The sequence below is a fragment of the Micromonospora sp. WMMD1120 genome (assembly GCF_029626235.1).
Lineage (GTDB): Bacteria > Actinomycetota > Actinomycetes > Mycobacteriales > Micromonosporaceae > Micromonospora.
This window is the reverse complement of the sequence record NZ_JARUBO010000005.1, coordinates 721982-741984: the sequence shown is the minus strand read 5'-3', so window position 1 is coordinate 741984 and position 20003 is coordinate 721982. Positions and strand designations below refer to the sequence as shown.

Genomic DNA, 20003 nt, shown 5'->3' with positions numbered 1-20003 from the left:
CGGGGTGGCCGCCGGTCTCCGACACCGTGTCGTAGTTGTCGGCCGATCGGCGTGGTTTGGCGTCAGCACCCCTGGGCAATCGTCTAGACGCCAGCCCAAACGAGATCAAGGGGGGCGATCATGACCGGATCGGTACGCGAGGACGGCGTCCCGTTCAGCGGCGGGACCGAGACGAGCCCGGAGCAGCGGGTGGCCGAGTGGAGCGGCGACCAGGCCGCCGACCCGGCCGGCGCCGTGGGTCTCGACGGTGACCTGCCCGGCATCGACCCGACGGAGTTGACCGACGAGGACCTGATCCGCGAGATGCACAGCCTGCACCGCACCCGCCTGGACACCCTGCGGCACGCGGCGGACTCGGCGCTCGCCAACCACCTGCGGCGGACCGCCGAGTTGGAGACCGAGTACCTGGCCCGCCACCCGGGCCGGGAGGTCGATCCCAGCCGGCTGCGAGACGCGTGATGCCGGCCCGCGCGGTGCGCGGCATGTCCGCGCCGCCCGAGGTGGTCTTCAACACGGCCACCGACCCCGACCGGGCCTCGGCCTGGCTGCCGGAGCCGTTGCGCGGCGACGGCAGCCCGGCGGCCGAGATCAACGGCGAGGAGTTGCGTGCCCGCTGGAGCGGCGACGCCGACTGGTCCGCCGAGATCCGGGTGGATCCGGCGGACTCCGGCGGCGCCCGCATACAGCTCGACCTCGCCGAGGGGTCGGGCGACGGGGACCCCGACCAGCTCGCCGACGAGGCGCTCGTCAACCTGGACCGCGAGGTCGCGGACAACCTGCAGGCCGGCTGAGGCCCGCCGACACCATCGAACGACATCACGACCGGGGAGGAGACCGGGTGACCGACACCGGCCTACGACAGAAGGCGGCGCGGCTGCGCCGGGCGTACGCGCCGCACGAACACCGGCCACTCGGCGGCTACCTGGCGGCGATGGGCGTCTACGCCGGGGTGACCGGCGGTCTCGCCGGTCTGGTCAAGGCGACCGGCCGACCGGTGCCGGAGCGTCCCGCGCCGGCCGACGTGGTGCTGATCTCGATCGCCACCCACAAGTTGAGCCGGTTGTTGTCCAAAGACGCGGTGACCAGCCCGTTGCGGGCGCCGTTCACCCGGTACGACCGCCCGATCGGCAGTGGCGAGGTGATGGAGCAGGTCCGGGACTCGGGCAGCTCGACCCGGCACGCGATCGGCGAACTGCTGAGCTGCCCGTTCTGTCTGGCCGTCTGGGTGGCCACCGGGCTGACCGGCGGGCTGGTGCTCGCGCCCCGGCTCACCCGGCTGGTGGCCACCGCCCTGACGGCGGTCGCCGCGTCCGACTTCCTCCAGATGGCGTACGCGACGGCGCAGCAGGCGGCCGAGGGCAAGCACGACGACGACTGACGCACGCGAAAGGGGGCCGGCTTCTCCGCCGGCCCCCTTTTCTGGTGTACGCCTCAACGCTGCATACCGGACCAACCGTGCGGCGACTCCGGCTCGCGTTCGCCGCTGTCGTCCCCGGTGATGATGTCCCGGTCCACTGCCGTGCGGTCGTGTTCGTTGGCGAAATCCGGCTCGGGCGTGGTGTCCCGGCCCTTCGGGGGCTGACCCAGCGCCGGAACCTCGTCGTGCTGGTCCTCGTGGTTCATGTCGTGTCCCTTTCTGCCGTCGCTCACCCGAGGGTGCCGCCCAGCAGGTCACTGGCCTCGTCCACCGAGTACTCACCCTCGGGCAGCGAGTCGACGCGGGTGAGCAGGTCGGCCGGAAGCCCGGCGGCCACCGCCCGACGGTAGATCTCGCCCTGGTCGACCCGTTCCTGCCCGCGAAAGACGTCGTCGAGCAGGGCGTCGATGGGCCGGGTGGGCGGTTCGTCGGCCACCGATTCGGTGGCCACTGATGGATCGTCGGTCACCTCGATCAGCTACCCGGGCCGGAATCGGTCAAACGCCGTTCAGCGCCCCGGGGCCGCCATCGATGACGCCACCCGCCCCCTTTGCTCTGCACCCATCCGCGCACCAGTCACGCACGGTGAGTGTCGCATCGGCGGGTGCAGAGCAAAGGGGGCGACCGGTGTCGTGGCAGGTTCTTCCGAAGTGGCCGGCGGACCTGTCGCTGTGGTCGCGCCCGCGCCCGCGCCGGCTGCCGCGCCCGCGCCGGCTGCCGCGCCCGCGCCGGCTGCCGCGCCCGCGCCGGCTGCCGCGCCCGCGCCGGCTGCCGCGCCCGCGCCGGCTGCCGCGCCCGCGCCGGGTGCGGCGCGGGCGCTCGCGGCCGCCGGCGCGGATAGGGGCCGGCCGTGGCCACCTCACGCGGTGTTCGGGCTGACAGACAGCGCCGCCCCCGGCCTTGTGGGCCGGGGGCGGCGCTGGTGTCGGTGTGCAGGTCGCCTCTCGGCGAGTGGCACTGCGCGGCTCCAGCCGAACGGTATTCCGCGGAGGCGATTTAGGTGAGGCCCGGGGACACTGGACACACCGACACCCCAGTCAACCAGCCCACACCGGCTCGTGTTCCGGGAGCCGGAGTGACGGGGGTCACGTTGGGTCAGGCCATCGTCGGCAGGGTGGCGCGGCGGGCCCGCACCGCCGACGCCAGATGGTCCAGCACCTCGGCGGTGTCGTCCCAGCCGAGGCAGGCGTCGGTGACCGACCGGCCGTACTCGAGTTCCCGGGTCGGGTCGAGATCCTGCCGGCCGGGCAGCAGGAAAGACTCCAGCATGATGCCGGTGATCCCGCGCTGACCGGCGGCCAGTTGGGCCGCCACGTCCGCTGCCACCAGCGGTTGGTTGCGGTGGTCCTTGCCGCTGTTGGCGTGGCTGGCGTCGATCACCAGCCGCTCCGGCAGGTCGGCCGCGCGCAGTAGGTCGAGCGCGCCGGCGACCGACTCCGCGTCGTAGTTGGGCCGGCCACCGCCCCCGCGCAGCACCAGGTGCCCGTCCGTGTTGCCCCGGGTGTGCATGATCGCCGGGGTTCCGGAGAAGTCGATGCCGGGGAAGACGTGCGGCACTCCGGCGGCGCGGATCGCGTCCACCGCCGTGCTGATGCTGCCGTCCGGGCGGTTCTTCATGCCGATCGGCATCGACAGGCCGGAGGAGAGCTGTCGGTGCACCTGGCTCTCCACCGTACGGGCGCCGATCGCGCCCCAGACCACCGTGTCCGCGATGTACTGCGGGGTGATCGGGTCGAGGAACTCGCAACCCACCGGCAAGCCGAGGCGCAGCACGTCCAGCAGCAGCGCCCGGGCCAGTCGCAGGCCGGTGTTGACGTCCCCGCTGCCGTCCAGGCCCGGATCGTTGATCAGGCCCTTCCAGCCGACGGTGGAGCGCGGCTTCTCGAAGTAGACCCGCATGACGATCAGCAGGTCGTCGGCGAGCCGGTCGGCCGCCAGGCGCAGACGCTGCGCGTAGTCGAGCGCGGCGGCCGGATCATGCACCGAGCAGGGGCCGACCACCACCAGCAGGCGGTCGTCCTCGCGGTCGAGCACACGACTGACCGCCCGGCGGCCGGTCAGCACGGCCGACGCGAGCGGAGCGTCGAGGGGTAACTCGTGGTGCAGCAGAGCGGGCGTGGTCAGCGGCACGACGCGGTCGATCCGCTGATCGCTGACCCGATCGGTCTCCGGGGTCGTCACGGTGGGCATCCTTCCGCCGACCGTGCCCGGGGCCGGTGCCCGGGACGAGCCGGCTGCTCGTACGCAAAAGGGCAGGAACGACAGCTCCTGCCCGGCCGGCTCGATTCGTGGTGACGTCAGTTCATGGTGAAGTCACCGGCGTGCGAGCCGGCTGCCTAAACCATCGATAGGAACGCGTCACCGGGCCAGCGTACCCGACCCGACGGCGATGTCCGGTCGGTCGTCCCAACATGCGGGGCGGACATCGCGTGGCGCGGATGTGGTCTGGGTATCAGTGGAGCCATGACTATTGAGCAGAGCGATCAGGATCGGGTGGAGTCCCGCGCCCACCTTCTGCCCGAGGAGGCGGCGGTCGGCAGCGACGACCCGCAGGCGCAGGCGGCGGCCATCCTCGCCGAGTCGGACATGCGCACGGAGGACCAGAACGCGGCCCCCGACACCGTGCTGGAACGTCGTACCTCCGATCAGACGGTGGCCGCGGTCGAGCCGCCGGACTGAGCGGTCGCGCCGCGGGCCCGGCGCGACCCCCGGTAGGTCAGGTCGCGCAGGACGGCCACCGGACCCGCCATCCGCAACTCGGTCGGCAGGTTGTGCACCGGATCGAACGCGAGCGCCAGGTCGGCCTCGGCGCTGAGCTGGGCGCCGAGGCTGACCTGTCCGACCGCCCGCCACGGCCCCACGGCGGACGCGACCGCGAGCACCAGGCGTGGCGTGTCCGCTCGGGTCGCCGCGGCCACCGCGGCGAGGCTGCGACCGAGGTCGACGGCCTCCGGGTCGGCGAGCGCGGCCAGCCAGAGCCGGCGGCGGCCGACCCGGTAGCTCACGATCGTGCTGTACGTCCCGGTGAAGCGACGCCGGGGCAGCGGCAGGTTCCGCAGCAGCGGGGCTGCGCCGCTGGAGCTGACCAGCAGGTCGAACGGGCGACCCGAGTCGTGGTGCAGGCGCAGCGCGAGGCCCAGCACGTCCGGCCAACTGCCCGGGGTCGGCGTCCCCTTGGAGAGCCGTACGGTGGTCGGATACCGGCCGGGGTCGTCCAGCAGACCCACCCCGGTCGGTGGTCCCGGCGTACCCCAGATCATGGTCTCGCCGGCGAACGAGCGACCGGCCGGATGCAGCAGGCGGCCTCGGCGCAGCCGGGCGAGCGCGGCGCTGGCGCGCTCGACGGCGGCCCGGGTGGCGGGCCGGGACGGTGGCGGGGTGACGGTCATGGCCCCCCGATACCCCGAGCGGCGCTCCCGATGCCGGCGGGTCGGCTCGCCGACCGACAGCACGTCACCTTTCCACCCGGGAGATCGGATAGCGTCGGGACATGCCCGACAGTGGTTACCCCTGGCCCATCGAGACGTCCCGACTGGACAACGGCCTGCGCGTGGTGGTGAGCGAGGACCGCACGGCGCCCGCCGTGGCCGTCAACCTCTGGTACGACGTCGGCTCCCGGCACGAGCCAGCCGGGCAGACCGGTTTCGCCCACCTCTTCGAGCACCTGATGTTCGAAGGTTCGGTGAACGTGGCCAAGACCGAACACATGAAACTGATCCAGGGCTCCGGCGGTTCGCTCAACGCCACCACGAACCCGGACCGGACGAACTACTTCGAGACGGTCCCGGCCGAGCACCTGGAGTTGGCGCTCTGGCTGGAGGCGGACCGGATGGGCGGCCTGGTGCCCGCCCTGACCCAGGAGACGCTCGACAACCAGCGCGACGTGGTCAAGAACGAACGCCGGCAGCGCTACGAGAACGTGCCGTACGGCGACGCCTGGTTGCGCCTGCTGCCGCTGCTCTACCCGCCGGGGCACCCCTACCACCACGCGACCATCGGCTCGATGGCCGACCTCAACGCCGCCGACCTCGCCACCTTCCAGGCGTTCCACCAGACCTACTACGCGCCGAACAACGCGGTGCTCACCGTGGTCGGCGACGCCACAGCGGCGGACGTGTTCGCGCTCGCCGACAAGTACTTCGGCGCGCTGCCCGCCCGCGACGACATCGCGCCTGCCCCGGACGGGCGCAGCGTTCCGTCGACCGGGCAGACCGCCATCGAGTCGGTCAGAGCCGACGTGCCGGCGCCACGGGTGTACGTCGCCCACCGCACCCACCCGTTCGGCAGCCCCGGATACGACGTGGTCACCGTGCTCGCCACCGTCCTCGGCAGCGGCCGGGGCAGCCGGCTCTACCAGCGGCTCGCCGACGGCGAGCGGATCGCCCAGCCGGACCTGGTCGGGGCGTACGGGGTGGACCTCGCACACGCCCCGGCGCCGCTGATCGCCACCGTCACCGCCCGCCCCGGAGTGAGCGCCGAGCGGCTGGCAGAAGGGCTCACCGAGGTTGTCGACGAGCTGGCCACCGTGCCGGTGACCGCCGCCGAGCTGGACCGGGCCAAGGCGTTGCTCAGCACCGGCTGGTGGCGGCAACTGTCCACCGTCGACGGACGCGCCGACCTGCTCGGCCGGTACGCCACCCAGTTCGGTGACCCGGCCCGCGTCGCCGACCAGTTGCCCGCCCTGCTCGCGGTCACCGCCGAACAGATCGCCGAGGTCGCCGCCGACGTGCTCGCCACCGACCGGGTGATCCTGACCTACCTGCCCGAGGAGACCTCATGACGCTGATCGCCGACCGTCCCGGCCCGGGCGCCGCCCGCCCGTACCGGTTTCCGCCGGTGGTCCGCCGGACCGTGGCCGGCGGTCAGGTCGTCGCCGCGCACCTGCCCGGGCAGAACCTCGCCGTGGCCCTGCTCCTGCTCGACGTCGGCGCGGGTCAGGAGCCGCTGGGCAAGGAGGGCCTGTCCGGGGTGCTGGCCAAGGCGTTGGAGGAGGGCACCGCGCAACGGGACGCCGCCGCGTACGCGCTCGCCGTCGAAGGGCTCGGCACCGCCCTGTCGACCGGCCTGGACTGGGACTCCTTCCAGGCCAGCGTGGTGGTCCCGGTGGACCGGCTCAGCGCCGCCGTCGAACTGCTCGCCGAGGCGGTCCGGACGCCCCGACTGGACCCGGCCGACGTCCGGCGGGTGCGCGACGACGAGGCCACCGCGCTGCGGATGGACTGGGCCAATCCGGGCCCGCGCGCCGATGCGGCGCTGCGCGCCGACCTGTTCGGCGTGGCGAACCGTTGGGGACGACCGATGTACGGCGACCCGGACTCCGTCGCCGCGCTCGACGTGGAGGACGTGACGGTCTTCCACTCCGAGTGGTTCCTCCGCCCCGGCACCCTCGTCGTCGCCGGTGACCTGGACCGTGTCGACCTGGACGCGCTCGGCGCCGCGGCGTTCGCCGGCACCGGCGGCGGCCCGGCCGAGCGGGGCGGTCCCATCGAGGTGCCGCTGCGCGCCGACCGGCGGATCATCCTGGTGGACCGACCCGGGTCGGTGCAGTCCACGCTGCGGCTGGGGCACCCGTCGCCGCACCGGGCGCACCCCGACCACGTGCCGATGACGCTCGCCGGCACGGTGCTCGGTGGGGCGTTCACCTCCCGCCTCAACCACCTGCTCCGCGAGGTGCACGGCTACACCTACGGCGTCCGGGCCGACTTCGCCTCGTCCCGGCGGTTCGGCCGGTTCGCGGTCAGCTCCGGGGTGCAGACGGCGGTCACCGCGCCGGCCCTGGTCGAGGCGGTGGGCGAGATCACCCGTACCCAGGAGACCGGGGTGACCGAGGAGGAGCTGGCGGTGGCCCGGTCCTGGCGGGCCGGGCAGCTCTCGGTGGAGTTGCAGAGCCCTCGGGCCATCGCCTCCGCCCTGACCACGCTCGTGGTGCACGACCTGCCGGACGACTACCACGCGCGGTTGCGGGAGTCGCTGCTCGCCGCCGACGTGGACCAGGTGTCCGCCGCGGCCGCCACCCACCTGCACCCGAACTCGCTGACCCTGGTCATCGAAGGCGACGCCGCCACCATCCGCGAAGCCCTGACCACAGCAAACCTGGGCACCCTAACCCCCTAACCCGACCCCCACCCCGGCGTCCGGCCCGGTCCCCGCCGCCCCCGCGCCCCCCGGTTGATCATGAAGTTGTTGTCGTTTTCGGCGGCGTGTCGTGGCGATAACTTCATGATCAACCGGGGGGCGCGGACGCGGGGGCCGGGAGGGGGTGGGGGTGTGATGCCGGACCGGGGGGTGGGAAAGGGGTCCCGGTTGGCGGGCTGGGCTGGGTAGCCTCGCGGGCATGAGGATCGGCATTGTGGGTGCCACCGGTCAGGTCGGTGGCGTAATGCGGCAGGTGCTGGCGGAGCGCGAGTTCCCGGCGGAGCAGGTGCGGTTGTTCGCCTCGGCGCGATCGGCCGGGCGTACGCTGCCGTGGCGCGACGAAGAGGTCACCGTCGAGGACGCCGCGACGGCCGACTACTCCGGGCTCGACATCGTGCTCTTCTCGGCCGGTAAGGGCACGGCGCGGGAGTTGGCGCCCCGGGTCGCCGAGTCCGGTGCCGTAGTGATCGACAACTCCTCCGCCTTCCGGATGGATCCCCTGGTGCCGCTGGTGGTGGCCGAGGTCAACCCGCACGCGGCCACTAACCGGCCGAAGGGCATCATCGCCAACCCGAACTGCACCACGATGGCCGCTATGCCGGTCCTGCGCCCGCTGCACGCCGAGGCCGGCCTGGTCGGTCTCGTCGTCTCGACGTACCAGGCGGTCTCCGGCGCCGGCCTGGCCGGCGTCGCCGAGCTGGACGAGCAGGTCCGCAAGGTCGCCGAGAACGCCGCCGGGCTGGCCTTCGACGGGTCGGCGGTGGAGTTCCCCGCCCCGCGCTCGTTCGCCGAGCCGATCGCCTTCAACGTCCTCCCGCTGGCCGGTTCGATAGTCGACGACGGCTCGTTCGAGACCGACGAGGAGCAGAAGCTCCGCAACGAGAGCCGCAAGATCCTGGAGATCCCCGACCTGAAGGTGTCCGGCACCTGCGTCCGGGTGCCGGTCTTCACCGGTCACTCGTTGCAGATCAACGCCCGGTTCGCCCGGCCGCTGACCCCGCAGCGCGCCCACGAGCTGCTCACCGGCGCGCCCGGGGTGGCGGTGACCGACGTTCCCACGCCGTTGCAGGCCGCCGGCCAGGACCCGACCTACGTGGGGCGCATCCGCGCCGACGAGACGGTGGAGTACGGGCTGGCGCTGTTCTGCTCGAACGACAACCTTCGCAAGGGTGCCGCCCTCAACGCGGTGCAGCTCGCCGAGTTGGTCGCCGCCGAGCGTCGCTGAACAGGCGTGATCTCCCCGGGCCCTCGCCGCGCGTCGGCGGGGGCCCGGTGTCGTGGCGGCGTGCCTCGGTCACCGGCGGGGGCCGGTCAGCCGTGCTTGGATGGGACGGAGCCGACAGTCGCACCGGGAGGTAACCGTGCCGGATGACCGCACCCAGCAGGCGTTGACCGATCTGGTCGCCGGCCGCTCGATGGGCGTGCTCGCCACGATCAAGCGGGACGGGCGGCCGCAGCTGTCCAATGTGGTCTACTCCTTCGACCGGGACGCGGACCTGATCCGGATCTCGGTCACCACCGGCCGCGCCAAGACCGCCAACCTGCGCCGGGACCCACGGGCCAGCTTCCACGTCAGCAGCGAGGACGGCTGGGCGTACGCGGTGGCCGAGGGACGCGCCGAGCTGACCCCACCCGCCGCCCGGGTCGACGACGACACCGTCGAGGAGCTGGTGACGCTCTACCGGAGCCTGCGCGGCGAGCACCCCGACTGGGACGAGTACCGGCAGGCGATGGTCGACGAGGGGCGACTGGTGCTGCGCGTACACGTGGAACGCCTCTACGGGATGCCGCCCCGGGGCTGACGCCGTCGGTCAGCCGGGCTCGATCACCACTACGCCGGGCCACCGTTGCGCCGGCCGTTGCCGTGCCAACCGCTGCCGCGACAGGGCCACGTCCACCCGGGCCGGGTTGTGACGCCAGATTCCGCCCAACAGATCCATCAGACCGTACGGGGCACAGACCTCCAGCCGGTCGTCGGGCGCCAGGCGGACGGCCACGGCTGTCGCGTACTCCGGCCAGGTGGCCACCGCCTCGGCCACGCTGCGGTACGGCTCGATCGGGTCGCCGCCGAACTTCGCCGCGTACCAGGTGTGCACCGCCGCCTGGTTGCGTGCCTCCCACGGCGGGTCCGCCCAGGCCGCCGCCAGTCGGGCGGTGGCGTGCCGGTCGTCGTCGCGGGTCAGCCTCATGGGGTCGAAGAACACCACATCGACGTCCCGTACGGCGGTGGGGTCGAAGCCGTCGCCGTACCGTTCGCTCCAGACCAGGTCGCGTACGGCGCCCGCGCCGATCCAGGCGTCGGGCAGCCCCGAGTCACGAACGACGGTCAGCGCCCGGGTCAGCCAACCGCTGCCGAGCACGAGCTGGGCCAGTTCCTGTTCGCTCGCCGTCACCGGGCCACGGTAGACGCGCGGTCGTCGGCCGGCGTACCGCCCTGCTTCGCCGGACACCGGGGGTCGGGATGCGGCGGCCGAGGAAGCCCGACCCTCCGGTACGGCGTGTGGACGCCGTACCCGCACGGCCGGCCGGGCGGGTGCTCCGCGTTACCCCCTCCCGGGCGGGTGCTCCGCGTTACCCCCTCCCGGGCGGCGGGTAGACGGCCCGTGCCGACACCGAGAGGGGAGCACCATGACAACGGTCGGAGAGTTCATGACGACCCGGTTGGTGACGATGGACGGCAACGACACGCTCGTCTCGGCCGCGCAGGAGATGCGTGACAGCGCGATCGGCGACGTGGTGGTGACCGACGGCGACAACGTGGTCGGCATCGTGACGGACCGGGACATCGCGGTTCGTGGCGTCGCGGAGAACATGGATCCGGGTTCGACCCGGCTGAACCAGATCACCACCCGCGACGTGATCACGGTGAGCCAGTACGACGACGCGGTGGCCGCCGCGGACCTGATGCGCACGTACGCCGTGCGCCGGCTTCCGGTGATCGACGACGGGCGGCTGGTCGGCCTGGTCTCGATGGGTGACCTCGCCGTCGAACGCGAACCGCAGTCGGTGCTCGCTGACATCAGCGCCGACGACCCGAACAACTGACGGCCCGCCGCAGGCCACGCGCCCGGCTCTTCCCATTCGGGAAGAGCCGGGCGCCGCCGCGTCCCGCCCCCGCCCCCGCCCCCGCCCCGCCCCACGCCCCCGCCCCCGCCCCGCCCCACGCCCCCGCCCCCGCCCCGCCCCACGCCCCCGCCCTCCCCCAGATGATCATGAAGTTAGCGTCACGACACGCCGGTGCCGCTGGCGCTAACTTCATGATCACCGGGGGAGGGCGGACGGCCGGGGGAGGGCGGACGGCCGGGGGAGGGTGGGCGGCCGGGGGAGGGTGGGTGGCCGGGGGAGGGTGGGGTGGGGTGGGGGTCACCCGATTTGGGCGAGGTTGATTGGGGGAGCGGCGGGGACCCGTGCGGGGACGTGCGGCCCGGCAACTGGGAGGAGTCGACCCGATGGTGGACGCGACCACGAGGTTCTTCGAGGACCTGGACCGGCGGGGGTACGAGCCCCTGTTGGCGAAGACCTCCGGGACGCTGCGCATCGACCTGCACGAGGGGGCGCAGACCCGGCACTGGCTGCTGAGGATCGACCACGGTCGGCTGAACATCAGCCAGGAGGACCAGGAGGCCGACACGGTGATCGGCGCGGACCCGGTGCTCTTCGACGACGTCGCCGCGGGCCGGGAGCACGGTCTGGCCGCGGTGTTGCGGGGCGACATGACGGTCACCGGCGACGCCCGTCTCATCGTCCAGGTGGAACGGATCTTCCCCGGTTCCCCGGACGCCCGTGGGCCGCGTCGCCGTTTCGTGGGGGGAGCGCGCTGATGGGACAGAGCAACACGATCCGGATCCTGGACGGCAGCACGTTCGTCGTCTGCGAGGACACCGGCGACATCGAGGCGACACCGACCGAGCCCACCGGGCTGTTCTCCCTCGACACGCGGTTCCTGTCGACCTGGGTGCTGAGCGTCAACGGTGAGCGGCTCAACTCGCTCTCCTTCGACGACCTCCAGTACTACGAGTCGCGGTTCTTCCTCGTCCCGGGCATGGCCACGCACTACGTGGACGCCAAGTTGTCGATCATCCGGGAGCGCGCGGTGGGCGGGAGCTTCCGGGAGCAGGTCACCATCCTCAACCACGACGAGAAGCCGGTCGACCTGGAAGTGCGGATGGACGCGGCGTCGGACTTCGCCGACCTGTTCCAGGTGAAGGACGAGATCCTGAACAAGAAGGGCGAGACCTTCACCGAGGTGGAGTCGGACCGGCTGCGGTTGGGCTACCGCCGGGGCAACTTCCGGCGCGAGACCGTCATCTCGTCGACCATGGGACCCCGTTACGACAGCAAGGGGTTCGCGTACACAGTGCACCTGGAGCCCAACGAGCAGTGGGAGGCCGCGATCCACGTCGAGACCCGCGCGGTCGGGCCGGGTGGCCGGGACCTACGACTCGGCGTGCGCGTGCACGACACCGAGCGGCAGGAGCTCCAGCGCGACCTGGAGCAGTGGATCGCCGACGCCCCGAAGGTCAACAGTGAGCACGGGCGGGTGGCCAGCACGTACCGGCGCAGCCTGATCGACCTGGCGGCGCTGCGCTTCTCGCCGCTGTCGCTGGGCGGGGCGACCCTGCCGGCCGCCGGGTTGCCCTGGTTCATGACCATGTTCGGTCGGGACAGCATTCTCACCTGCCTCCAGACGCTGCCGTTCACCCCGCAGTTGTCGAAGACCACGCTGCGCATCCTGGCCGCGCTGCAGGGCAGCCGGTTCGACGACTTCCGGGACGAGGACCCCGGGCGCATCCTGCACGAGATGCGCTACGGCGAGACGGCGGCCTTCGAGGAGCAGCCCCACTCGCCGTACTACGGCTCGGTGGACGCGACGCCGCTGTTCGTCGTGCTGCTCGACGAGTACGAGCGCTGGACCGGGGACGTCGCGCTGGTCAAGGAGTTGGAGCAGGAGTCCCGGGCGGCGTTGCGGTGGATCGACAACTACGCCGACCTGGTCGGTAACGGCTACATCTGGTACGAGCGGCGCAACACCGACACCGGCCTGGAGAACCAGTGCTGGAAGGACTCCTGGGACTCGATCTCCTACTCCGACGGCACGCTGCCGCCGTTTCCGCGCGCGACGTGCGAGGTGCAGGGGTACGCGTACGACGCGAAGGTCCGCGCGGCCCGGCTGGCCCGGGAGTTCTGGGACGACCCGGAGTTCGCCGACCAGTTGGAGCGGGAGGCGGCGGAGCTGAAGGAGCGGTTCAACCGGGAGTGGTGGGTGGCCGACGGCGAGTTCTTCGCCCTGGCCCTGGACCCGGACGGCCGCCAGTGCGACATCCTCAGCTCCAACAACGGTCACTTGCTGTGGAGCGGCATCGTCGAGCCCGAGCGCGCCGAGAAGCTGGCCGCGCACCTGGTCGGGCCGCGACTGTTCTCCGGCTGGGGGGTGCGTACGCTCGCCGAGGGCGAGATCCGGTACAACCCGATCGGCTACCACAACGGCACGATCTGGCCGTTCGACAACTCGTTCATCGCCTGGGGTCTACGGCGGTACGGCTTCGCCGAGGAGGCCGCGACCATCGCCAGCGGCATCCTGGACGCGGCCACCTACTTCGACGGCCGGTTGCCGGAGGCGTTCGGCGGCTACCCACGCGAGCTGACCAAGTTCCCGGTGGAGTACCCGACGGCGTGCAGCCCGCAGGCGTGGTCGACGGGTACGCCGCTGTTGCTGCTGCGGACCATGCTCGGCCTGGAGCCGCATGGCGGTCACCTGGCGGTCGAGCCACGCCTGCCGGTCGGGATGGGCCGTATCGAGGTGCTGGACATCCCGGGTCGCTGGGGTCGGGTGGACGCGTTCGCCCGGGGCCGGCTGACCCTGGACAACCTCGGCGACTGAGTGACCCGGCGGCGGAGCCGGCGGTGGCGCTGACCACGTCACCGCCGGTTCGCCACCGCGCCGAACTCCTGCTCGTCGGGGTAGATTCTGCGGATGCCGGAGCTCGTGTACCCGCCAGTGATCGCCGCCGCCAAGACGATGTTCCGTCTCCTCGACCTGAAGATCACCATTGAGGGCGCCCACCACGTACCCCGTACCGGCGGGGCGGTCCTGGCCAGCAACCACGTCAGCTACCTCGACTTCATCTTCGCCGGCCTGGGCGCGAACGCCTCGGGCCGGTTGGTCCGGTTCATGGCGAAAGAGTCGGTGTTCGCGCACAAGATCTCCGGCCCGCTGATGCGCGGCATGCGGCACATCCCGGTGGACAGGCAGGCGGGAGCGGCCTCGTTCCGGGCCGCGGTGGCCGCGCTCAAGAGCGGCGAGGTCGTCGGCGTCTTTCCCGAGGCCACGATCAGCCAGTCCTTCACCGTGAAGGAACTGAAGAGCGGCACGGTGCGGATGGCCCGCTCGGCGAAGGTGCCGGTGCTGCCGGTCGCGCTGTGGGGCACGCAGCGGCTCTGGACCAAGGGCCGGCCGCGCACCCTCACCCGCCGGCACACCCCGATCACCATTCTGGTCGGCGAGCCGATCGACCCGGCGGACTTCCCGGACCCGAACGCGCTCGCCGCCGAGCTGACCACCCGGCTCAGCGCCCTCGTCGACCGCGCGCAGCGGACCTATCCGGACAAGCCGGCGGGCCCGGACGACACCTGGTGGCAGCCCGCGCACCTGGGCGGCGGCGCGCCCACCCCGGAGGAGGCCGCCGCGCTGGACGCCGCCGCCGAGCAACGCGCCACCAGCGCCTGACACCGGGTCGCCCGGCGCGAGCCGCACCGAACCCGTCCAGCCGCCGCCGGGCGGCCCTCGCCGGGCCGCCGCCCGGCCCCGGCCGCCCGCGCTGGCCCGGCCGCCCGCGCTGGCCCGGCCGCCCGCGCTGGCCCGGCCGCCCGCGCTGGCCCGGCCGCCCGTACCGGCCCGGCCGTCGCCCGGGCCCGGCCGTCGCACGGGCCGGCCGTCTCAGCGGTCCGGTCGTCTCACCAGTCTCCGGACGCCGCGCCGCCGGCGAGCCCGCGCCACGAGGTCGGTTCCGGCCGGGAGCGGTAGTAGTCGTCGCGGGAGTGGAACTCGACGGGCAACGAGCCGGGCAGCGTGACCCGGGTGTCACCGGCGAGCAGGCCGGGCCCGGCCCGCAGCAGCAGCACGTCCCGCTCCTGCGCCGAGAGGTCCACCAGGTGCGGACGGCTGAGCCGGAACATGGCCACCGCGCGGCGGACCTGACGGGCCAGCGCCATGACCTCGGCCGGTGGACCGCCGAGGGCCAGTGCCGGCTGCTGGATGGTGCGGAGCGCGTCGCAGACGATCAACACCTGCGCGGGTGCGTCCGCACCGGTCGCCGGCAACTCCAGGCGGGACGGCCACTGCCAACGAATCTGGCCGCTCATCAGGCCGTTCAGCCGGGCGGGCGGTCGGCTCCGGTGCGTCCCGTCGGCGACCAGCGACAGGTGTGACCCGCTGCCCACCCAGCAGATCCGCTGGTCGGTGACCGTCACCGCGACCGGCTCGGGCAGCCCCCAGCGGCGTCGTGTCTCGCTCGGCCCGAGCAGGTAGCCCGCGACCATTAGTTGGTGCCGCCCGAGCACTCGCTCGCCCGGCATCGGGCGCAGGTGGTAGCGGCGGTCCAGGGTGGGCGTCATCCCGTCGTCCGGCGCGTCGAACCGGTGCGGGCCGATGAAGAAGGGGGACGCGTCGGCATGCATCGTCACGACCTCCCGGTCAGCTGGCTGTGCGGTCAAGCCTCGCCGATCGGCCCGCCGCTGTCATGACACCTGTTAGGGGGTCGGCCGGTCGTGCTTCGCCGTTGACCGGTAGATGCCGATCTCCTCCGGGCGGACGAGGCCGTCCTCGATCGCGCGGGCGAGTAACGCCGCCTTGGTGGCGGCCGGACGGCCCGCCCTCGTGTACTTGATCCGGGCCCTGTCGACGTACTGCTTCACCGTGTGCTCGCTGATCTGCATCCGCCGGGCCACCGACGCCTTGGACATCGACTGGAACCAGAGCAGCAGCGCCTCGCGCTCCTTGTCGGAGAGCATGGGTCGGTCCGGCCGGGGGTCGCCGACCATCGCGCCGGCGAGCGCGGGCGGCACGTACGGACGGTCGCTCGCGGCGGCCAGCACGGTCTCCACACAGTGCTCCCGACCCTCGTGCTTGGCGAGGAACGCCACCGCGCCGGCGTCCAGCGCGGCGAGCATCGTCTGCGGGTCGGTGTGCTCCGAGTAGACCACCACCCGTCGGCCGGCGGCGCTCAGCTCGGCCAGCTTGTCCAGTGCCATCCGGCCGTGCAGTCGCAGGTCGAGCAGCACGACGTCGGCGTCCGGCGCGGCCCGCAGCACCACGTCCGGGTCGTCGCCGGTGGCGAGAACGGTCAGTCTCGGCTCGGTGGCGAGCCAGGCGCGGACACCCTCCACCACCACCGGGTGATCGTCGACGATCGCCACCCCGACCGGCCGACCGTCGCTCACCGCCGCCACTGGGTCTGCGCCCATCTGATGTTCCCGTCCCGTTCGTAGAGGTACCGCACCGGCCCGTCGTCGTGCTCGGCGGACGGTGGCCCGGTCGCCTCCGGCCCCTGCCGGTCGGGCGTGACCAGGCTGACCACCACCTCGTCCGGGCCGGAGACCACTGTCAGCCGGGCCCAGTCCCGGGCGTCGGCCAGGGTGCCGGTGAGTGGGTCGGCCAGCCGGCGACGGACCTCTACCGGCAGTGGCGGCGGGGTGCCGATGGTGACCAGGTCGATCGGCAGCCCGTTGCGTTCCGCCAGGTCGGCGGCGGCCCGCAACTCGTGGAGCAGCGGGTCCGGCACGTCGTCGGACTCCGCGATCAGCCGGCGCAGCCGGGCCGCGGCCAGCATGCAGCGGCGCTGCACCTCCGGGTCGTTCGGGTCGGCCTGGCCGTCGGCCAGTTCGCCGAGGACCCGCCCGGCGGCCGAGCTGACCAGGGCCAGCCGGTTGCGGCGTTCCCGCACGCCCCGCTCGGCCGCGTCCCGCTCCGCGGCCATCGCGTGGCCGGCAGCCGCCACGGCGGCCCGTTTCCGTGCCAGGTCGACGATCACCGCGCTGCCCACGAACACCGCCACCGGCAGCGAGAACGTGCCGTAGACGTACATCACGTAGCGTGCGACGTCGGCCGGTTCGGGGCCGTGCCCGAGCACGGCCACCAGCGCGATCAACGCGTGCGTGCTGAGCAGCGCGATCAGCGCCACCACCCGCCGGCCCCACACCGCCAGCACGAAGAACCAGCCGAGGGTGCCCCACACCCAGTTGGCGGCGGTGAACAACTGCCGCTCACCGGCCGCGGCGAAGACGGCCGCGTCGACGAGCAGCAGCAGCCCGGCCAACGGCCACGGCGGCAGCGGCCGGGCGCGCAGCAGGCGTACGCCGGCCACCGCGCCGGTCACGGCGACCAGCACCCAGGCGCCCAGCACCACCGCCGGTGCGCCGAGTTCCCCGCGCGCGGCCAGCACCGCCGGCAGCCCGATCGCGACGTGCCAGGCCAGCGCGATGGCGACGGCGGCGATCCGGGCGCCCCGGTCGGACGCCCGCGCCACGGCGGCCGGCGTGGCGAACCCGTCGGCGACGACCGGCTCCCGTGGCGCGGGCACGCTGACGGAAGCCGGCGGGCCCGCCGTGCCGGTGGGGTGCGCCGCAGCGCCGAGATCAGCCGACACCGGGCCACTCCAGCCTGATCCGGGTGCCCGCGCCGATGGCGGAACACACCTCGGCCCGCCCACCGACCGTCGCCATCCGCCCTCTGATCGACTCGCGCAGGCCGTACCGATGCGGTGGGACGGTGGCCGGGTCGAAGCCGGGGCCGTCGTCGACGACCTCGACCACGACGCCGATCGCGTCGGGGCTCAACCGCAGCGTCGCCGCCACGCCCGGCGCGTGGCGGAGCACGTTCGACAACGCCGCGTAGGCGCTCTCGCTGATCGCGTCGGCCACTCCGGCGGGGACGGCGCAGGGGGCCAGGTCCAGGCGCATCGCCAACTCGGGCAGCCGGCCCGCCACCGCCGACAACCGCGCGTCGAGCGGCACCGGACCGTCGCCGGCCACCGGGCCGCCGTCGTGCGGCGTTCCGAGGGTACGCAGGTCAGCGACGCAACGATCGCGGAAGATCGCCGAGGGCCCGGCCACCGCGCCCTGCCCCACCATGGTCAGCGTGCCGAGCACCGTGTCGTGCAGGTCGCGGTTGTGCTGCCGTTCGGCGTCGCGGGCGGCCCGCGCGACCAGCGCCTCCCGGGTGAGCCGCTGGTGCTCGGCGAAGGCGCGGTCGGCCCGGCCGATACGGCGGCGCATCACCGCCGCCATCATCGCCGTGCACAGGGTCTGCGCCAGCAGGGTGGCGGTGTGCGCCCGAGCCTCGGTCGGGTTGCCGGCCGCCTGCGTGCCCACCACGTACGCGATGATCACGAGCAGCCCGGCCGGGATCGACCAGCGCGCCGAGGCGGTGGCCTGTGTGTTGATCACCGTCGTGCTGGCCAGCACCGCTATCCAACTGCCCTCGCCGGGTAGGACCTCCGGCGCCACCAGCACGGGGATGAGGACACAGGCGGTCGCGGTGACCGCGACGTCACCGGCGACGAGGACCGGGCCGATCCCCTCGGTGAGCGCGCGGTACGCGTACCAGAGCGACCAGCCGGTCAGCGCGGCCACCACGGGCAGCAGCACCGCCGGCTCGACGGGTGGGGTCCGCACCGACAGGGCGACCGCCGCGCCCACCAGCCCGCAGGTCAGTCGCAGCAGCGCCGGCAGCGTGGTGAAGATGAGGCTCAACGCGCCGCCGGCCGGATTGTCCAGCGTGGGGGGTGGCGCGCTCGGGGTGGCAACGGCCGGCATCGGGAAGTGTCCTTCCGACAACGACCCGTTCCGGGTCCGCACAGCGTAGATCGACATCGGACAATAGCATGACCGATGGCATTGCGTGACCCTCTGTGTGCGTCGTGTCGCTGACGCCGGACGGAACCGGACGCCCCCGTCGTCCGTCCCATCCCCGATGGAAAGGTGGTGAGCCAGATGCGCTCGTCCCGCACGGCACTGGCGGTGGCTCTGCTCGGCATGGCGCTGGGCGGCTGCGGTGGCACCGACATCGAGTCGGGGGTGGCGACGGAGCCCGGCCCGGCCCAGATCGTCGAGGGCTGGACCTCCTGCGCCACTGCGGCGCCACGGGCCGGCGAGCTGATCACGGCGCCGACCACGCGGCCGTCGGCGTCAGCCGTGCCCGAGCCGACAATCGGGCGGATCGACCCCGCGTTCGCCCCGGTCGCCGCCGTGCTCTGCGGGCGGGAGATCCGACCCGGCGCGGGCGGCGGCCAGGAGCAGATCGCCACCGAACGACGGGCCCAGGAGATCGCGCCGCTGCTCGCCGCGCTGCGCCTGCCCAACGAGAAGGGCGACGGCGAGGTCGCCTGCACCCTCGACATGGTCATCCCGCCGTGGCTGGCCCTGGTCGACGACCGGGGGCGCTGGCTGCGGCCCTATCTGCCGACCGACCCCTGCGGCAAACCGCGCGCCGAGGTGACCGCCGCGCTGGCCGGCCCGCAGTGGACCACGGTGGACACCCGTACCGTGGGGCGGCTCGGAAACCCGGCGGCCGACGCCGTCGGTTGCGCGCCGCAGTGGTCGGACATGGTCTGGGTGCGGACCCGCACGGGCCGCCCCGCGCCGCCCGGTCCGGTCGCCGCGCCGGCCGCCGGGCCACTGCGGCTCTGCGTCTACCAGGTGCCCCCGTCCGAGCAGGGTGGTGGCAAACCGGCGGGCGATTTCGTGTACGGCGGACAACTGCCCGCCGAGCGACAGGCGGGGGTGCTGCGGGCGCTGGGCAACCGCCGGGCGGTGGTCGACTGCGCGACCCCGGCGAGCCGCTTCGCGGTGCTGCGTCCACTCGACGGCGGAGGGCCCGAACGGTACGTCGAACTCGACGGCTGCCACCGCTTCCTGGTCGAGTCGACGGACGGCGCGCAGCTCGGTCAGGGCGACGCCACGCTGAGCAGACTGCTCGGGCCGATCTGAGGACGTCGGGGGTGGGCGTTACGGTCCCGGTATGGCAGCCAGGATCACCCTGACCCTCGACTCCACCGACGCGCGGGTGCTCGCCGCGTTCTGGAAGACCGCCCTGGGTTACGTCGACGAGCCGCCGCCACCGCCCTTCGCCAGCCGCGAGGAGTGGCACGCCCAGTTCGACCTGCCGGAGGACGACCTGCCCGAGCACGGCGCGTGGCTCTGCGACCCGGACGGCGTCGGCCCGCACCTCTCCATCCTCAACGTGCCCGAGCCCAAGACGGCGAAGAACCGCCTGCACATCGACATCCGGGTGCCGGGCCACGGCAGCCCGAGCGAGCGGTGGGCGCGGATCACCGCGGAGGCGGAGAGGTTGGTGCGGGCCGGCGGCCGGGTCCTGGCGGAGTCCGAGCACAGCCATGTGGTGATGGCCGACCCGGAGGGCAACGAGTTCTGCGTGGCGGCGACCTCGGCCTGA

Annotated in this window: 23 protein-coding genes; 14 read left to right on the top strand and 9 right to left on the bottom strand. The window is 73.2% G+C overall.

What is annotated here, in order from left to right:
• The first annotated feature begins 120 nt into the window (after positions 1-120).
• The 3 genes from O7634_RS03600 to O7634_RS03590 are packed head-to-tail and all read left to right on the top strand — an operon-like array spanning position 121 to position 1378.
• Positions 121-459, top strand: coding sequence for a DUF6158 family protein (locus O7634_RS03600; RefSeq protein ID WP_278148744.1), 339 nt, complete (start codon positions 121-123; stop codon positions 457-459).
• Positions 459-791 carry a hypothetical protein gene (locus tag O7634_RS03595; RefSeq protein WP_278148743.1) on the top strand — a complete coding sequence of 111 codons (333 nt, stop codon included), beginning with the start codon at positions 459-461 and terminating at the stop codon, positions 789-791. Before O7634_RS03600 ends, O7634_RS03595 begins: the two co-directional genes overlap by 1 nt.
• Positions 792-838: 47 nt before the next feature.
• Entirely contained in the window at positions 839-1378 is a 540-nt protein-coding gene (locus tag O7634_RS03590) for a DUF1360 domain-containing protein (RefSeq protein WP_278148742.1), read from the top strand.
• Positions 1379-1431: 53 nt separating this feature from the next.
• Here the strand turns inward: O7634_RS03590 and O7634_RS03585 are convergent, their stop codons facing one another.
• From O7634_RS03585 to O7634_RS03575, 3 genes are all read right to left on the bottom strand, one after another.
• Complete coding sequence (locus tag O7634_RS03585) at positions 1432-1623, bottom strand: hypothetical protein (RefSeq protein ID WP_278148741.1); 192 nt, start codon at positions 1621-1623, stop codon at positions 1432-1434.
• A gap of 23 nt (positions 1624-1646) precedes the next feature.
• The gene (locus O7634_RS03580) at positions 1647-1868 is read right to left on the bottom strand and encodes a hypothetical protein (protein WP_278148740.1); all 222 of its coding nucleotides are present in this window, start codon (positions 1866-1868) and stop codon (positions 1647-1649) included.
• Positions 1869-2512: 644 nt separating this feature from the next.
• Positions 2513-3607 (bottom strand): 3-deoxy-7-phosphoheptulonate synthase, encoded by a 1095-nt coding sequence (locus O7634_RS03575; RefSeq protein ID WP_278148739.1) that lies wholly within the window; start codon positions 3605-3607, stop codon positions 2513-2515.
• A 273-nt stretch (positions 3608-3880) separates the two neighbouring features.
• On the opposite strand from O7634_RS03575, the gene O7634_RS03570 reads away from it, so the two are divergent.
• The gene (locus O7634_RS03570) at positions 3881-4096 is read left to right on the top strand and encodes a hypothetical protein (RefSeq protein ID WP_278148738.1); all 216 of its coding nucleotides are present in this window, start codon (positions 3881-3883) and stop codon (positions 4094-4096) included.
• Here O7634_RS03570 and O7634_RS03565 read toward each other — a convergent pair.
• A complete protein-coding gene (locus O7634_RS03565) occupies positions 4063-4806 on the bottom strand; it encodes a phosphodiesterase (RefSeq protein WP_278148737.1) in 744 nt (247 codons plus the stop codon). The genes O7634_RS03570 and O7634_RS03565 overlap by 34 nt on opposite strands.
• Before the next feature lie 101 nt (positions 4807-4907).
• On the opposite strand from O7634_RS03565, the gene O7634_RS03560 reads away from it, so the two are divergent.
• The 4 genes from O7634_RS03560 to O7634_RS03545 all read left to right on the top strand — a co-directional run bounded on the left by O7634_RS03560 (position 4908) and on the right by O7634_RS03545 (position 9354).
• Positions 4908-6197, top strand: a complete 1290-nt coding sequence (locus O7634_RS03560; RefSeq protein ID WP_278148736.1) for a pitrilysin family protein — start codon at positions 4908-4910, stop codon at positions 6195-6197.
• A complete protein-coding gene (locus tag O7634_RS03555) occupies positions 6194-7531 on the top strand; it encodes a pitrilysin family protein (protein ID WP_278148735.1) in 1338 nt (445 codons plus the stop codon). The genes O7634_RS03560 and O7634_RS03555 overlap by 4 nt, the downstream gene beginning before the upstream one ends.
• A 220-nt stretch (positions 7532-7751) precedes the next feature.
• A complete protein-coding gene (locus O7634_RS03550; protein ID WP_278148734.1) occupies positions 7752-8777 on the top strand; it encodes an aspartate-semialdehyde dehydrogenase in 1026 nt (341 codons plus the stop codon).
• Between the two features lie 100 nt (positions 8778-8877).
• A complete protein-coding gene (locus O7634_RS03545) occupies positions 8878-9354 on the top strand; it encodes a PPOX class F420-dependent oxidoreductase (RefSeq protein WP_278148733.1) in 477 nt (158 codons plus the stop codon).
• A gap of 9 nt (positions 9355-9363) precedes the next feature.
• Here the strand turns inward: O7634_RS03545 and O7634_RS03540 are convergent, their stop codons facing one another.
• A complete protein-coding gene (locus tag O7634_RS03540) occupies positions 9364-9945 on the bottom strand; it encodes a nucleotidyltransferase family protein (RefSeq protein WP_278148732.1) in 582 nt (193 codons plus the stop codon).
• A gap of 235 nt (positions 9946-10180) precedes the next feature.
• On the opposite strand from O7634_RS03540, the gene O7634_RS03535 reads away from it, so the two are divergent.
• The 4 genes from O7634_RS03535 (at position 10181) to O7634_RS03520 (ending at position 14279) form a co-directional block, all read left to right on the top strand.
• The gene (locus O7634_RS03535; RefSeq protein ID WP_278148731.1) at positions 10181-10597 is read left to right on the top strand and encodes a CBS domain-containing protein; all 417 of its coding nucleotides are present in this window, start codon (positions 10181-10183) and stop codon (positions 10595-10597) included.
• A 404-nt stretch (positions 10598-11001) separates the two neighbouring features.
• Positions 11002-11373 carry an SCP2 sterol-binding domain-containing protein gene (locus O7634_RS03530; protein WP_278148730.1) on the top strand — a complete coding sequence of 124 codons (372 nt, stop codon included), beginning with the start codon at positions 11002-11004 and terminating at the stop codon, positions 11371-11373.
• Positions 11373-13433 (top strand): glycogen debranching N-terminal domain-containing protein, encoded by a 2061-nt coding sequence (locus O7634_RS03525; protein WP_278148729.1) that lies wholly within the window; start codon positions 11373-11375, stop codon positions 13431-13433. The genes O7634_RS03530 and O7634_RS03525 overlap by 1 nt, the downstream gene beginning before the upstream one ends.
• A gap of 93 nt (positions 13434-13526) precedes the next feature.
• Positions 13527-14279 (top strand): lysophospholipid acyltransferase family protein, encoded by a 753-nt coding sequence (locus O7634_RS03520; RefSeq protein WP_278148728.1) that lies wholly within the window; start codon positions 13527-13529, stop codon positions 14277-14279.
• 227 nt (positions 14280-14506) lie between these two features.
• Here the strand turns inward: O7634_RS03520 and O7634_RS03515 are convergent, their stop codons facing one another.
• The 4 genes from O7634_RS03515 to O7634_RS03500 form a co-directional block, all read right to left on the bottom strand.
• A complete protein-coding gene (locus O7634_RS03515) occupies positions 14507-15229 on the bottom strand; it encodes a hypothetical protein (protein ID WP_278148727.1) in 723 nt (240 codons plus the stop codon).
• A gap of 72 nt (positions 15230-15301) precedes the next feature.
• Positions 15302-16015 (bottom strand): response regulator transcription factor, encoded by a 714-nt coding sequence (locus tag O7634_RS03510; RefSeq protein ID WP_278148726.1) that lies wholly within the window; start codon positions 16013-16015, stop codon positions 15302-15304.
• Complete coding sequence (locus O7634_RS03505) at positions 15988-17130, bottom strand: hypothetical protein (protein ID WP_278153858.1); 1143 nt, start codon at positions 17128-17130, stop codon at positions 15988-15990. The genes O7634_RS03510 and O7634_RS03505 overlap by 28 nt, the downstream gene beginning before the upstream one ends.
• Positions 17131-17185: 55 nt before the next feature.
• Positions 17186-18364, bottom strand: coding sequence for an ATP-binding protein (locus O7634_RS03500; RefSeq protein ID WP_278148725.1), 1179 nt, complete (start codon positions 18362-18364; stop codon positions 17186-17188).
• A gap of 177 nt (positions 18365-18541) precedes the next feature.
• Between O7634_RS03500 and O7634_RS03495 the strand changes: the two genes are divergently transcribed.
• Positions 18542-19537, top strand: coding sequence for a hypothetical protein (locus tag O7634_RS03495; protein ID WP_278148724.1), 996 nt, complete (start codon positions 18542-18544; stop codon positions 19535-19537).
• Between the two features lie 31 nt (positions 19538-19568).
• Positions 19569-20003 carry a VOC family protein gene (locus tag O7634_RS03490; protein WP_278148723.1) on the top strand — a complete coding sequence of 145 codons (435 nt, stop codon included), beginning with the start codon at positions 19569-19571 and terminating at the stop codon, positions 20001-20003.

Coding starts and splice junctions, on each gene's coding strand:
- O7634_RS03560 (WP_278148736.1), top strand. CDS start 4,908: ATGCCCGACAGTGGTTACCCCTGGCCCATCGAGACGTCCCGACTGGAC.
- O7634_RS03575 (WP_278148739.1), bottom strand. CDS start 3,607: ATGCCCACCGTGACGACCCCGGAGACCGATCGGGTCAGCGATCAGCGG.
- O7634_RS03510 (WP_278148726.1), bottom strand. CDS start 16,015: ATGGGCGCAGACCCAGTGGCGGCGGTGAGCGACGGTCGGCCGGTCGGG.
- O7634_RS03570 (WP_278148738.1), top strand. CDS start 3,881: ATGACTATTGAGCAGAGCGATCAGGATCGGGTGGAGTCCCGCGCCCAC.
- O7634_RS03515 (WP_278148727.1), bottom strand. CDS start 15,229: ATGCATGCCGACGCGTCCCCCTTCTTCATCGGCCCGCACCGGTTCGAC.
- O7634_RS03490 (WP_278148723.1), top strand. CDS start 19,569: ATGGCAGCCAGGATCACCCTGACCCTCGACTCCACCGACGCGCGGGTG.
- O7634_RS03565 (WP_278148737.1), bottom strand. CDS start 4,806: ATGACCGTCACCCCGCCACCGTCCCGGCCCGCCACCCGGGCCGCCGTC.
- O7634_RS03525 (WP_278148729.1), top strand. CDS start 11,373: ATGGGACAGAGCAACACGATCCGGATCCTGGACGGCAGCACGTTCGTC.
- O7634_RS03520 (WP_278148728.1), top strand. CDS start 13,527: ATGCCGGAGCTCGTGTACCCGCCAGTGATCGCCGCCGCCAAGACGATG.
- O7634_RS03530 (WP_278148730.1), top strand. CDS start 11,002: ATGGTGGACGCGACCACGAGGTTCTTCGAGGACCTGGACCGGCGGGGG.
- O7634_RS03600 (WP_278148744.1), top strand. CDS start 121: ATGACCGGATCGGTACGCGAGGACGGCGTCCCGTTCAGCGGCGGGACC.
- O7634_RS03550 (WP_278148734.1), top strand. CDS start 7,752: ATGAGGATCGGCATTGTGGGTGCCACCGGTCAGGTCGGTGGCGTAATG.
- O7634_RS03545 (WP_278148733.1), top strand. CDS start 8,878: ATGGGACGGAGCCGACAGTCGCACCGGGAGGTAACCGTGCCGGATGAC.
- O7634_RS03585 (WP_278148741.1), bottom strand. CDS start 1,623: ATGAACCACGAGGACCAGCACGACGAGGTTCCGGCGCTGGGTCAGCCC.
- O7634_RS03500 (WP_278148725.1), bottom strand. CDS start 18,364: ATGCCGGCCGTTGCCACCCCGAGCGCGCCACCCCCCACGCTGGACAAT.
- O7634_RS03495 (WP_278148724.1), top strand. CDS start 18,542: ATGCGCTCGTCCCGCACGGCACTGGCGGTGGCTCTGCTCGGCATGGCG.
- O7634_RS03555 (WP_278148735.1), top strand. CDS start 6,194: ATGACGCTGATCGCCGACCGTCCCGGCCCGGGCGCCGCCCGCCCGTAC.
- O7634_RS03535 (WP_278148731.1), top strand. CDS start 10,181: ATGACAACGGTCGGAGAGTTCATGACGACCCGGTTGGTGACGATGGAC.
- O7634_RS03595 (WP_278148743.1), top strand. CDS start 459: ATGCCGGCCCGCGCGGTGCGCGGCATGTCCGCGCCGCCCGAGGTGGTC.